Origin of the sequence: Polaromonas sp., assembly GCF_049790275.1 — a bacterium.
Lineage (GTDB): Bacteria > Pseudomonadota > Gammaproteobacteria > Burkholderiales > Burkholderiaceae_C > Polaromonas.
The window spans coordinates 1-12,845 of sequence record NZ_JBAQYR010000080.1 but is presented as its reverse complement, the minus strand read 5'-3'; the positions used below and the strand labels follow the sequence as shown (position 1 = coordinate 12,845).

Below are 12,845 nucleotides of genomic sequence, written 5' to 3'. Positions count from 1 at the left end.
TGTGTGGATCTGCCTCAAAGTGCGCCGCTGTTTCCGCGATTTTGTTGCCTCGATGACTAGCCAGGTGGCCAGCTTCTCGGCGTAGGGATCGAGCTTGCTTGGGGTTGCCCGCCTTTGGTAGCTGGGCTCGCTCTCTTCCGATCGCAGGTGCTTCTTCACTGTGTTGCGAGCCAGGCCTGTACGCCTTGATATCTCGCGGATGGACATCTGATCTCGCAGTGCCCAACGCCTGATGACATTCAATGTCGCCACGTCTATCACTCCTAATTTCTCCTGCTTTTAAAACAAGCAGGGTAGTGCCTACGTGGGTCAGTTTTGGATGGAAATTACTGCGCTAAGTGGGTCAGATTTCGATGGAATTCAACATACAAGAACGTGCAACCAAGTCACGTTCTTGGTGAGTGCCCAGAGCTATTCGTCGGTCTGGCGCCGCAGGCTTGTGATGAAGCCGTAGAGCGCCACCAGGATGAGCCCCGCTCCGGCGATCACGCTGTAGGACACCCACACATAGAACAGAAGCCAGTGGTCGCCAGCCCGCGTCGCTATGTGTACGCGGCCGCTTCGTCCGCTGATGCTGATGGCTCCCTGGTTCCAGCCTTCGATGGCGTAGTTCAGTACGTAGGCGCCAAAACCGGCAAGGCACAGCGTGAACAGCGACAACCAGACGAGTCGCAGAATGCGTGAGCGCGGGACATAGCCGGGGCGAGGCGAGTACATGCTGCTGATGCTAACCGGCTAAGCGAAACCAGACGCCGGCATGTTGACTTGTTTTCCCGTAGCCAGAGCTCTCCGCCTCCACGTCCATCCCTCGTCCTACATCGCTAGCAACACCCCGGGCTTACCTTGATCTTTTTTAGGAGACGCAAGATGAGCAAACAGCAGCAGGATTTCAAAACCTTCATGAAAGAGCGGCAGAACGTCGCGGCCGCGTATGTCAGTGGCGATGCGGCGCCGCTGGGCCGTGTTGTGGCGCAGGAATCACCGGCCACCTTCATGAGCCCCGGCGGTGGGGTGGTGCGGGGCACGCAGGAGGTGTGGTCGCGCTACCAGCAGGATGCCGGCCGGTTCGAGGCGGGCAGCACCACCGAGCTGGAGATTCTGGACATGGCGGCGGGCGACACCGTCGCCTACTGGACGGGCATTCAGAAAGCGCAGGCCCGCATGAAGGGCGAGCCTGAGCCCGTGGCGAACCAGCTGCGGGTGACGGAAGTGTTTCGCCGCGAAGGCGATGCGTGGAAGCTGGTGCACCGGCATGCAGACCCGCTGGTCGAGGCGGCGAAGCGACCGGGTTAGCCAGGCGAGGGGTTAAACCGTCTTCCCTTGAGCGCCATGCATAAAATCGGCCCCTAGCCCTTGTTCCACGGGTGCAAGCAGCTATCAATATCAGAGCAACTCGCAAGCCGCGCTGACGTTGCGGGCTAGTGGCTTATTCCGGTTTCAGGCTTCGCCAAGTGGCGCTGCCGGCAGCTTCAGCACGCGCTGAATGGTCTGCAGCAGTTCGGCGTTGGAGGTCGAGGCCTTGACCAGCACCGCGTCGGGGCGGGTGCCGGCGTTGGGCAACACTTCACTGGCAGAAAACACCACCAGCGCAGGCCGGGGCTGCAGGCTGTCAATCAGTTCCACCAGGTCCCAGCCTGATTCCTTGCCCAGGCCCAGGTCCAGCAGCACCAGGTCGAAGGGTTTGCTGCGCAGGCTCTCGCGCGCCTGGGCCAGGTTGCTGGCGAACTCAAAGGTGGCGAAATCGGCCGCAATGGCTGCGGCGATGTGCTGGATGTCCAGGTCGTCTTCCACATGCAGGATGCGCGGCTTGCGGCCGTGCAGCGCGGCCACCGCGCGCTGCATGGCCAGCACCAGTTGCCCTTCGTCAATCGGCTTGGTCAGCCAGTCCGACACGGCCGAAGGTGTGTGCTCCAGTTGCAGCTGGCCGTCGCCGGCCAGGGTGGAGATCACGATCACGGGTAGCGTGCGGGTGGCTTCGTTCTGGCGCAGGCTGTTGAGAAAGGCGCCGCGGCTCTGGCCGGGCAGGCGCAAGTCAAGCGTCACCGCGGCGTAGCTGCCGGCGGCCAGCAGCGCCGAAGCCTGCTGCGCGCTGTGCGCCATGTCGCTGTCAAAACCGGCTTTGTCCAGCATGATGGCTATCAGCCTGGCCACGTCCCTGTCTGCTTCGCAGACCAGAATGCGCTGGCGTGGTGCAGGCGGTGCCTCCTGTGCGGGCCCCGCCCACAGCGGCAGCTCGAAGAAAAACGTGGTGCCTTCGCCAAGCCGGGTTTCAAAACCGATGATGCCGCCCATGCGTTCCACCAGAGCGCGCGAGATGTTCAGGCCCAGCCCGGTGCCACCTTTTTGCCGGGTGTCCGAAGAGTCGGCCTGCGAGAACTTCTGGAAGATGCGCGTGCGAAACTCTTCGGGAATGCCGGGGCCATGGTCGCGCACCTCAACCCGCACGCCGAGCCCGGCCTTGGCCACGTGCACTTCCACCGTGCCGCCGGTGGGCGAAAACTTCAGCGCGTTGGACAGCAGGTTGGTGACGACCTGGGTGAGCCGGTCGGCCTCAGCCTTCACCTGCAGCGCCGGGTCGTCGCAGTGCAGCGTCAGGCTGACGTTGTTGGCCAGGCCGTAACCTTCGTTGGCGGCAATGGCCTGTGCCAACAGCGGCATCAGCGTCATCGGTTGCAGGTCCAGCTGCATTTTCCCGGACTCGATTTTTTCGATGTCCAGAATGTCGTTAATCAGCCGGATCAGGCGCTCGCAGTTGTTCTTGGCGATGTCGATCAGCTTCATGGCGGCGTCGGGCAGCTTGCCGGCGATGCCGCCGGCGACAAGGCCCAGCGAGCCGCGTATGGACGTCAGCGGGGTACGCAATTCATGGCTCACGGTGGAGACAAATTCGGTTTTCAGCCGGTCGATGCGCTTGAGCTCGGTGATGTCGGTGGCCAGGGAGTAAAAGCCGACCACCTTGCCCTCGTCGGCGCCTTCGCCGTAGCGCGGAAAATAATTGACCACGTAATTGCGCACCCCGCCCTTGGCAGTGCGCTGCCTGCGCTCGTACACCACCGGATAGCCGGCCAACACCTCCTCCACCCTGGGACGCAATGCCTCGTAGAACGCCGGCTCCATCATCTCGCGCATGCTTTTGCCCAGGATGTCTTCGCTGCGCAGGCCGGTGGCCTCCTGGTAGGCTCGGTTGTGGAAGCGGCAGCGCTGGTCGGCATCGACATAGGCGATCAGCGCCGGCATGGCGTCGGTGATTTCGCGCAGCTGCTGCTCGCTGGCGTGCACGCGGTCGCTGGCGCGGCGCATCTCGGTGGTGTCGCGGCCCGTGCCCCGGTAACCGGTGAAGCGCCCCGAGCCGTCAAAAATCGGGATGCCGCTGATGCTGAGGTGACGGATCTGGCCTTTGGCGTCCAGCCGGGTGATTTCAAAGTCGCGGAAAGGCTCGTGCCTTTCAAGCTGCGCCTCGTGGGCGGCCCAGACACTGTCGTCCATGTTCACATAGGGCAATTCCCGGCCCCGCTTGCCGAAGCTGCTGCTGTTGCGGGCTGGTGAACCCGCGCTGGTCTGCGTGCCGGAGATCTGCACAAAACGGAATTGCTCGTCCTGTTCCCAGAACCAGTCGGTGGACAGCTCGACCATCGCACGAAACCGCTCCTCGTTTTCGCGCGACAGCTGCTCGGCATGTTTACGTTCGGTGATGTCCTGCAACTGCGAGATGAAATGCAGCGGCTGGCCCTGGGCGTCACGCACCAGTGAGCAGGTCAGCGTGGCCCAGACAATGCGGCCGGATTTGTGCAGATAGCGCTTTTCGCGCTGGTAGGTGTCGATCTCGCCGGCCAGCGCGCGCTTGCGCTGTAGCAGGTCTTCCGCCATGTCGTCGGGGTGGGTGGAGTCGGTGGCGCCCGGGGCCAGCAGTTCTTCCTGCGAATAACCCAGCAGCTCGCAAAACGCCCGGTTGACGCGCAGCCGGCGGAAGTCGGTGCCCAGCACCACCATGCCGATGGCGGCATTCTCGAAGGCACTGGTGACCTGCTGGCCGCTGGCCGGGTCGGCGGCAGCACGTTCATACACCTCGAGCTGGGCGGCCTGGCGCTGCAGCTGTTCCTGCAGGTCCTGCACCTGCTGCGTCAGTGCAAGCACGCGGTCCTGCAGATTCTGCACCTGCGGCTCCTTCGCCTCGTTCTGCTTCATGCGTGTCCTGTGGGTTGTCTCGCCGGGGCCGGTCTTCACGGGCACAGTCCGCCCGCTTGCCGATGTAATGTAAGCAGTATGGGCTATTTTCCCCGCTGTGGACAGCTTGGCGCGCGCTTGAAGTCCATGCCTACAATTGGCTTTCGCCCTTTGCTGTGTGGTGCCGTCGGCAGCCAAAACACAGCACCCTCCAAGCCGGAGCCGATGCCACCGGTCACCCGAAAGCCGCCATGCCTACCCTGGACACCGTTGAACGTTTTGTCGCCCGCGTGGAGCAAAACGCCCACACCGAAGCCATCGCCGAGTTCTACACAGCGGATGCAAGCATGCAGGAGAACCAGTCAGCGCCGCGCCGTGGGCGCGACACGCTGGTGGCGGGCGAGGCGAAGGTGATGGCGCGGGCCAGGTCGCTGACGTCCGAATGTGTGCGCCCCTTCTTTATCAGCGGTGACAAGGTGGTGATCCGCTGGATCTTCAACTTTGTGTGGGCCGACGGCAGCACCACACGCATGGAAGAGCTGGCCTGGCAGCGCTGGGAAGGCGAGCGTATTGCCGAGGAAACTTTCTTTTATGACCCGGCGCAGCGCACGCCGGTACCTGCGCAGCCCTGAGTCTCAAGCGGCCGGCGGCAGCTCAGATCACGTTCTTTTCCAGCAGCTTTCGCCCTTCCACCAGCCGCTGCACCGAGAGCGGTGACAAATCCAGGCTGGTGTAAGCGCCTTCGCATATCCACTCGGCCAGGCCGCGCCCCACGGCGGGTGCCTGTTGCAGGCCGTGGCCGCTGAAGCCGTTGGCCAGCAGCAGGTTGGCCAAGGCCGGGTGCGGGCCGAGCAGGGCGTTGTGGTCGTGCGTGTTGTATTCGTAGTAGCCGGCCCAGGCGCGTTGCTGGCGCAAGGCTTCAAAGCCGGGCACGCGGTTGGCCAGCGTGAGCCAGGCTTCCTCGAACAGCGCGTGGTCCACTTCCAGCGGCGGGTCGTTGTCGTCCTGCGGCGGTGACAGGCCACAGATCCAGATGTGGCCCTCGGGCCGGAACCACAGCCCGCCCGGGTCAATCACCAGCGGGCAGTCGGGCGTTTCGGCGGGGCTGGAAAACGCATACACGCAGCGCTTGCGGCCATACACCGGCAAGTCCAGCCCGGTGCCGGCCAGCAGCGGCCTGGCCCAGGCGCTGGCGGCGTTCACGGCCCAGTCGCAGGGCAATGCCGAGCCGTCTTCCAGCGTCACTGCGCTCACGCGGCCCTGGCTGTGGGCAAAGCCGGTGGCCTGCGCCTTGAGGTACTGCACACCCAGGCTGCGTGCCTTGTTCTTGAAGGCCATCAGCAGGCCGTAGCCGTCGAACCAGCCTTCGCCCTCCAGCCCCAGCGACGCCAGTGCCAGGTCGTCCACCCGCAGCCACGGAAAGCGCTGCTGCAAGGCGGCCGGCTCCAGCAACGCAACCTTGACGCCGTGCGCTTGCTGCGTGGCATGGTTCTCGCGCAGGGTGGCTGCGCCACCTTCGCTGGCCAGGTAGAGGTAGCCTTTTTCCGTGAGGGCGATGTCGGGCACCTCGCCGTCCACCGCCAGGTGCTGCCGGATGTTGCGCAGAAAGCCGATGCCGAACTGCGAGATCGCAATGTTCACTGGCTGCGAAAACTGCTGGCGTATGGAGCTGGCCGACAGCGCCGAAGAAGCCTGTGCGTACGTCGGGTCGCGCTCGACCACCGTGATCTCGCCCCGAAAGCCCGCGTGCGACGCCAGAAAGTACGCCAGCGCGCTGCCGATCACCCCGCCGCCGACGATGACGACTTTTTGCCTGGTCTGGCTCATCTTGTGTTTGTTCCCACATCTGCCTGGATGGGGTTGATCCTAACGGTGTTGGAGGGGCCGGCGACGTGGCCAGGGCGCCTGGCGTGTGGGGCGGTTCTTCGGCGCTTCCCAGGGCATGATGGCCGAAACTTCAAGCCAAATCGGCCGCTAGCCCTTATGTGACAGGCGCAAATAGCTATGAATAAGATAGCGAATCTTTCCTTGCTGATGTGCCCGGCCCGGCCGGGCGCGACACTGTGACGGGTCTGAAAGCCTCCCCTGCCGACAAGGGCGTGGGGCGATGTCTGACGCGGCATGCCGGGCAGCAGCGCTACCTTGGGAACATTGGCGCATGTGTGTCATCCAGCAACAGGAGATTCAATCATGTCTGACGACAACACCCGGCGCGGGCCTGCCGACAGCTCACGCATCAACATCCACGAACCTCACGAGCTGCGCTACTGGACAGAAAAGCTCGGTTGCTCAGCCGAAGAGCTGAAAGCTGCCGTTGCGGCGGCCGGCCCCAGTTTCGTTGACGTGCGGACACGCCTGCGGTCTGCCCAATAAGCTGGGCCCTTCTTCCTTCCCTTTCCCATGACTTCACGGGCTTCCAGAGACGCGCTGCAGCTCTACAAGTCCAAACGCAACTTCGCGCTCACCTCCGAGCCCAGCGAAGGCGGTGAGGCGAGCGCCGGTGCGCTGTCGTTCGTGGTGCAGAAGCACTGGGCCAGCCGCCTGCATTACGACTTCCGGCTGGAGCTGGACGGCACCATGAAAAGCTGGGCCGTGCCCAAGGGCCCGAGTTACGACCCGGCCGACAAGCGCATGGCGGTGGAGGTGGAAGACCACCCGATTTCCTATTCCAGTTTTGAAGGCACGATTCCGCCGAAGCAGTACGGTGCGGGCAAGGTCATCGTCTGGGACAAGGGCAGCTGGCAGCCGGAGGGCGACCCGAACAAGGGCCTGCGCAGCGGCAACCTCAAGTTCGAGCTGCACGGCCACAAGCTGCAGGGCAAGTGGGTGCTGGTGCGCATGAAGGGCCGTGGCGAGAAGCAGAAGCCCTGGCTGCTGATCAAGGAAAAAGACGCGCTGGCGCGCCCCGCAGCCGAGTTCAGCGTGGTGGACGAGCTGCCCGACAGCGTGAAGGCGCTGCCCGGCCCGGAAGCTGAAAAAACCAAAGCCGCAAAGAAAACTGCTTCGGCCAAAAGCACTACGGCCAAAAACGGAAAAACCTCAAAAGCCGTCAAATCCGGTTTGCCGGAAGGCGCCGTCAAGGCCGCGTTGCCCGCGAAGCTGGCGCCGCAGCTGGCCACGCTGGTTGATGGCCCGCCGGCCGACCCGGAGAACTGGGTTTATGAAATCAAGTTCGACGGCTACCGTTTGCTGGCCCGCATCAAAGGCGCGGACATCCAGCTCTTCACCCGCAACGGCAACGACTGGACGGACAAGCTGCAGCCGCTGCACAAGGCCCTGGCCAAGGCCAAGCTGCCCGACGGCTGGTACGACGGCGAGATCGTGGTGCTGAACGAAGACGGTGTGCCGGACTTCGGGGCGCTGCAATTGGCCTTCGATGTCTCGCGGCCGGGCAACATTGTTTATTACCTGTTCGATGTGCCGTTTTTTGACGGACATGACCTGCGTGCGGTGCCGCTGGAGGCGCGGCGCGGTCTGCTGGAAATGGTGCTGGCCGGCAAGACTTCGGACAACCTGCGTTTCAGCGCGGTGTTCGATGCGTCGGCTGAAAGCGTGGTCGCCTCGGCCTGCAAGCTGGGCCTGGAGGGCGTGATTGCCAAGCGGCGCGATGCGTCCTACCAGTCGCGCCGCTCGGCCGACTGGATCAAGCTCAAGTGCAGCCAGCGCCAGGAGTTTGTCATTGGCGGCTACACCGACTCGCAGGGCGGCCGCACCGGCATCGGCTCGCTGCTGCTGGGTGTGCATGACGCCAAGGGCAAGCTGCAATACGCCGGCAACGTGGGCACGGGTTTCAGCGAGGCCCGGCTGCGCGAGCTCAAGGCCTTGCTGGACGCCATTCCTGCTACCAAAAATCCCTTTGCCGAGGCCACCGGCATCACGGGCAAGCCGCACTGGGTGCAGCCCAAGCTGGTGGCCGAGGTGACGTTTGGCGAATGGACGCGCAGCGGGCGCATACGCCACTCGGTGTTTCACGGGCTGCGCAGTGACAAGAGCCCGAAGGTGATTGTTCGGGAAAAACCGGTCAGCGCCAAAAAGGTGGCCAAGCCGGGCAAGGTGACCGAATCGCAGGCGCATGCACTCTCAAGCAAGGTGCGCGTGAGCAACCCGGAGCGGGTGATTGACCCCAGCACCGGCATCACCAAGATCGAGCTGGTGCGCTACTACGACCTGGTGGGCGAGCTGATGATGCCGCACCTGAAGGACCGGCCCGTGGCGCTGGTGCGCGCGCCATCCGGCATCACCGGCCAGCTGTTTTTCCAGAAACACGCCGAGACCGACAAGCTGCCCGGCGTGGAGCAGCTGGACCCGGCGCTTTACCCCGGCCACCCGCCGCTGCTGGAGGTGGCGAACAAGCAGGGCCTGCTGTCGGGCGCGCAGTGGAACGTGGTGGAGCTGCACACCTTCAACACCGGCACCGATTCGCTGCAGCGCGCAGACCGCATGATTTTTGACCTGGACCCGGGCGAAGGTGTGGGCTGGCCCGCGATCGTGCAGGGGACGGAGCTGATGCATGCCTTCCTGGAGCAGCTGGGCCTGACCTCTTTCCTGAAAACCAGCGGCGGCAAGGGTCTGCATGTGGTGGTGCCGCTGCGCCGCGTGCATGACTGGGAGGCGGTGCGCGGGTTTTCCGAAGCCATCGTACGGCACCTGGCGCAGACGATTCCGCAGCTCTTCGTGGCCAAGAGCGGGCCGAAGAACCGGGTCGGGAAAATTTTCATCGACTACCTGCGCAACGGCATCGGCTCCACCACGGTCAGCGCCTGGTCGGCGCGGGCGCGCCCGGGCATGGGGATTTCAGTACCGCTGGCGTGGGGCGAACTGGCCGGCCTTCAGAGTGCGAGCCAGTGGACCATTCGCACGGTGCAGACCCGGCTCGATGAAGGCAACGAACCGTGGAAGGCCCATGCGAAATCGGCCCAGAGCCTCACGGCGGCGATGAAAAAGCTGGACTACCGTTACGCGCCGAAATAGGCCCGCGTCCTTCAGGCGGGTGGGGGTGGTTTGGGCAGCGCGGTGAACGCCAGCGCCCCGAGTGCCAGTAGCGCGGCAATGCTGGCCAGCACGGCCGTGAAAGGTTCCACGCCGCGCGCCGTGGCCCAGGAGGCGACGATGCCGGTGAACCACTGCATGGTGGCCACGCCCATGAACATGGCCATGGTGAACACCGACAGTGCCCGGCCGGTCATGGCCGCCGGGTAGGCGGCGCGCACATCGGAATACTGCAGGATCATGTAGCCCGAGAGCAGGCCGATGGCGATGGGCGCGGCCACGTCGATGAGCGGGCTGTGCGTGAAGGCAAAGCCGGCGAACAGGCCGGCCAGCAGCAGCGTGAAGCCGGCGATCCAGCGGCGGCGCGTGGCGGGGCCGGGGTCGAAGCGGCCGAACAGCGGCGGGCCGGCCAGCGACACCAGTGACATGACCAGCGCCACGTTGCCGCTTTGCACCAGCGAAAAACCGTGCCGCTCGATCAGCATGGGCCCGAGCCACAGGCCACGCAGTGAAACGAAAGACGCGTAACACACGCTGGCCAGCAGCAGGATGCCCCAGGTGTGCGGCAGCGTGAACAGCGCGCCAAAGCCGGCGAGTGCCTGGCCCACGGATTCCTTTTTTCTGGTGGCGTCCAGGGGGTGTGCCGGCTCGTGCACCAGCGCCCAGATCAGCACCCAGGCCAGCACGCCCCAGCCGCCCAGCACCCAGAAGCCCATGCGCCAGGAGCTGGCTTCGATAAGCCAGGCCAGCGGCGTGCCGGTGAGCAGCAGGCCGATGCCGCCCAGGCTCATGGCCAGGCCCGAGATGGCGGCGAAACGGTGCGCCGGCAGGTGCCGCGCAATAAACACCGTGCACACCAGGAAAGTCGGCGCGCAGCCGATGCCGATGAGCACCTGCCCGGCCAGCAGCATGTTGAAACTGGTGGACAGGGCCGACAGCGCCGCGCCGGCGATGGCGATGGGAAAGGCGGTGAGCACGGTGCGCCGCACGCCGTGCAGGTCAATGCCTATGCCCATGAACAGCTGCATGGTGCCGAAGGCAAAGTGAAAGGCGCCGGCAAACAGACCCAGCGCCTGGGCGTTGATGCCGAAGTCGGCCTGCAGCGGTGCGGCCATGATGGCGGCCACGGTACGGAAGGCCTGGCTCAGCGAAAACGCGGACACCAGCGCAAACAGCATGACCCAGATGGCGCGCGCGGGCATGGCGCGGGGGTCCGGCAGGGCGGGCGAGGTGGACGCATCGAAGGCGTCGGGTGGGGTGGAAGGCGGTACGGCGGCGGTCATGGCGGTGAGGGTACACGACCGGGCCGTGTTTCACCGGGCTTGCCATGGGCGGGCCGAGGCGCGCGAAAGCTTCAGTGCAAGGTGCCGGCCGGGGCCGGCTGCAGCAGCAGGCCGTCCAGGCTGGCGGCGTATTCCTTGCAGAAGGCCACCAGTTCTTCCAGGTCGGCGGATTTGTCGAACACCTTGTCGGCGCCGAGCTGCAGACAGCGGTCGGTGATGTTCTGGTGCTTGTAGCTGGTCAGCACCACCACCTTTTGGCTGGGCTTGCGGGACTGGCAGTCGCGGAGCACGCCAAACCCCGAGCCCTCGGTGAGGAACAGGTCGACAATGGCCAGCTGCCAGTCCTCGTTGCAGGCACGCAACCATTGCCTGGCTGCAGTCTCGCCGGCGGCGTGGCCGATGAACCGGAGGGGGGCTATTTCTTCCATGGCCTCGACCACGGTGTCGCGTATTTCGGCCTTGTCCTCGACAAGAAATGTGCTGAGCAACATTAGAGTCCTTTGATCGACCCAACACGGTAGCCCAGCCCGGCCTGCGGCGTTGGTCGTCTGCGGACCTTTTGCTGTGTAGGACTGGTCTGACAAACGCCTGGTTCGGCCCCTGGCAGCCGTCTTCCTACTTCTTCTGGGCGACCATCTGACGGGCGGTGTTCAGGTGCTGCCGCATGGTGGGTTGCAGCCTGGCGGCCAGCGCTTTCACCTGGGGGTCGCGGGCTTCGCGCTGGGTTTTTTGCAACAGCGCAAGCGTTTGCGCGTGGTCGTTGACGCCGGCCTGGCGCATGTACTGCCCATCGAAGGTAGCGGCGGTTTGCAGCTTCAGCTCGGTACCGCTGGCCTTGTGCTGCATGCTCGCGTCCTTGGGGATGGTCATGCGTTTGCTCAGGGCCAGTTGCTCGATGTCCTTGAGGGCGGCGCTGTGGTCCTCGATCAATTGCTGCGCAAACTTCTGGACTTGCGGATCGGCCGATTTTTCAAGCGCTGTTTTTCCGGCCTCGATCTCGGCAATGCTGGCCTGCGCCAGGTTTTCGAGCAAGGGCTGGTCGGGGTGCGCCGGCTCTGCCAGGCTGCCGATGGCGGTGCCTGTGCCTTGCGCCGAAACGGGCGCCGCGGCCAGGGCCAGCGCCGACACAGCGGCGAAGAACATGGCCTGCCACGGCAGCGGATGGAAACGGTGAAAAAGGCGGTTGAAGGACATGGGGGAGAACTCCTTGAACGGGCGAGCGGCCGCCACATTGCGCCGGGCAGGCGCGAGGGGACGCGGAGCTGATGGCTTAAGGCTCACCCGTCAGGGGGCTGCGCGGCGCCAGTGCTCGCCGGGTGAGGCTGTAGGACAAGCCGCGCAGGATGCTGCAGAAAGTTTCAGGCAAAAAGTGGCATCAGCCCTTATGCAGCGGGCGCAAGCAGCTATCAAAAAAGGAGTGAATCTGGCCCCGGTATCGGCCCGGTGCTAGGGGCAGGCGCGCAGGGCCTTGCCTTCAAGCTGCGGCTTGAGCGTGTCGAGCTGCGCGCGCAGGCCGGCATCGACGGCGGCGAGCTTGAGGATCTGCCCGCGCGTCTCGGCGCGCTCCTGCGCCACGCGCGCGGTGCGCACGCCCTTGGCGGCGACGCGTGCGAGTTCTTTTTCGGCGTCGGCCTGCAGCGGAAAACTGGCCAGCGCCAGCCCGGGTACGAGGGCTTCGTTGTTGACGGTGCGGAAAGCCACGCCGAGCTGGCGCAGCTCGCCGCGTTTTTTGGCCATGGCCTCTTCGGTGGTGTATTTGCCCATGTAGACAATCCAGCGCGCCGGCTCGACGCTGCTTTCGAACTGCCAGCTGCCGGCGGGCAGCGCGCTTTGCAGGCTGGTGCGCAGCACGGCCGTCTGCTGCTCATTGAAGAGGCCGGCCTGCAGGCATTCAGCGGCGGGTGTGTCGGCCGACGACACCGCGTCGCTGGCTCCTGAAGCCGGTCGGCGTGGGACGGCGGCGTTGTCTTCGATTTCCCTGGCTTCCTCGGGCGTCAGCAGGCGGATGGCGTCGGGCCGGATCTGCGTTGTCATGCGCTGGGGCTCGGTTTGCACGCTGGGCACCAGGCCGAGTGGAGCCAGCGCACCCTGGGTCCAGGCGAAGTAGCCGATATTGGCCAGCGCCAGCAGCAACACCAGCAGCCTCAGCATGCGCGCGAGCTGCCTGGGTTGGAGGGCGCCACGGGCCGGACGCTGACTTCGGAGCTGGTGATTTCTTTCATGCCAGCCGCAGTATGCACCAGCAGCGCGCCGTTTTCGCCGACCCCGTGGGCCACGCCCTGGGTGCCGTCGGAGAGCTTCACCACGCGCCCCGCGAGCGCGTCGCGTGCACCGAAACGCGCCTGGAAGGGTGTGAAGCCGAACAGGCCGAAGGCCTGCACCGCCTGCACCAGCGGGGCCGCCACACGC

Annotated in this window: 11 protein-coding genes and 2 pseudogenes; 4 read left to right on the top strand and 9 right to left on the bottom strand. The window is 64.9% G+C overall.

Going from position 1 to position 12,845, the window contains the following annotated elements; all coding sequences use genetic code 11:
• Nucleotides 1–261: pseudogene (locus WA904_RS10770) on the bottom strand (IS21 family transposase); the annotation flags it as partial.
• A 150-nt stretch (nucleotides 262–411) separates the two neighbouring features.
• Complete coding sequence (locus WA904_RS10765) at nucleotides 412–717, bottom strand: hypothetical protein (RefSeq protein WP_425197120.1); 306 nt, start codon at nucleotides 715–717, stop codon at nucleotides 412–414.
• 150 nt (nucleotides 718–867) lie between these two features.
• Here WA904_RS10765 and WA904_RS10760 point away from each other — a divergent pair, with 150 nt between their 5' ends.
• A complete protein-coding gene (locus WA904_RS10760; RefSeq protein WP_425197119.1) occupies nucleotides 868–1,293 on the top strand; it encodes a YybH family protein in 426 nt (141 codons plus the stop codon).
• A 144-nt stretch (nucleotides 1,294–1,437) separates the two neighbouring features.
• On the opposite strand, the gene WA904_RS10755 is transcribed toward WA904_RS10760, so the two are convergent.
• Complete coding sequence (locus WA904_RS10755) at nucleotides 1,438–4,185, bottom strand: PAS domain S-box protein (protein ID WP_425197118.1); 2,748 nt, start codon at nucleotides 4,183–4,185, stop codon at nucleotides 1,438–1,440.
• Nucleotides 4,186–4,415: 230 nt separating this feature from the next.
• Here WA904_RS10755 and WA904_RS10750 point away from each other — a divergent pair, with 230 nt between their 5' ends.
• Nucleotides 4,416–4,796 carry a nuclear transport factor 2 family protein gene (locus WA904_RS10750; protein WP_425197117.1) on the top strand — a complete coding sequence of 127 codons (381 nt, stop codon included), beginning with the start codon at nucleotides 4,416–4,418 and terminating at the stop codon, nucleotides 4,794–4,796.
• A gap of 22 nt (nucleotides 4,797–4,818) precedes the next feature.
• Here WA904_RS10750 and WA904_RS10745 read toward each other — a convergent pair whose 3' ends face one another.
• Nucleotides 4,819–5,991, bottom strand: a complete 1,173-nt coding sequence (locus tag WA904_RS10745; RefSeq protein ID WP_425197116.1) for an NAD(P)/FAD-dependent oxidoreductase — start codon at nucleotides 5,989–5,991, stop codon at nucleotides 4,819–4,821.
• 363 nt (nucleotides 5,992–6,354) lie between these two features.
• On the opposite strand from WA904_RS10745, the gene WA904_RS10740 reads away from it, so the two are divergent.
• Complete coding sequence (locus tag WA904_RS10740) at nucleotides 6,355–6,537, top strand: DUF3606 domain-containing protein (protein ID WP_425197115.1); 183 nt, start codon at nucleotides 6,355–6,357, stop codon at nucleotides 6,535–6,537.
• 27 nt (nucleotides 6,538–6,564) lie between these two features.
• Nucleotides 6,565–9,135, top strand: coding sequence for a DNA ligase D (gene ligD, locus WA904_RS10735; RefSeq protein ID WP_425197114.1), 2,571 nt, complete (start codon nucleotides 6,565–6,567; stop codon nucleotides 9,133–9,135).
• An 11-nt stretch (nucleotides 9,136–9,146) separates the two neighbouring features.
• On the opposite strand, the gene WA904_RS10730 is transcribed toward ligD, so the two are convergent.
• From WA904_RS10730 to WA904_RS10710, 5 genes and pseudogenes are all read right to left on the bottom strand, one after another.
• The gene (locus WA904_RS10730) at nucleotides 9,147–10,436 is read right to left on the bottom strand and encodes an MFS transporter (protein WP_425197113.1); all 1,290 of its coding nucleotides are present in this window, start codon (nucleotides 10,434–10,436) and stop codon (nucleotides 9,147–9,149) included.
• Between the two features lie 71 nt (nucleotides 10,437–10,507).
• Nucleotides 10,508–10,927, bottom strand: coding sequence for a response regulator (locus tag WA904_RS10725; protein ID WP_425197112.1), 420 nt, complete (start codon nucleotides 10,925–10,927; stop codon nucleotides 10,508–10,510).
• 124 nt (nucleotides 10,928–11,051) lie between these two features.
• Complete coding sequence (locus tag WA904_RS10720; protein WP_425197111.1) at nucleotides 11,052–11,630, bottom strand: DUF4142 domain-containing protein; 579 nt, start codon at nucleotides 11,628–11,630, stop codon at nucleotides 11,052–11,054.
• Between the two features lie 252 nt (nucleotides 11,631–11,882).
• Entirely contained in the window at nucleotides 11,883–12,587 is a 705-nt protein-coding gene (locus tag WA904_RS10715; protein ID WP_425197110.1) for an SPOR domain-containing protein, read from the bottom strand.
• Nucleotides 12,581–12,845: pseudogene (locus WA904_RS10710) on the bottom strand (biotin--[acetyl-CoA-carboxylase] ligase); the annotation flags it as partial. The gene WA904_RS10715 and the pseudogene WA904_RS10710, both read right to left, overlap by 7 nt.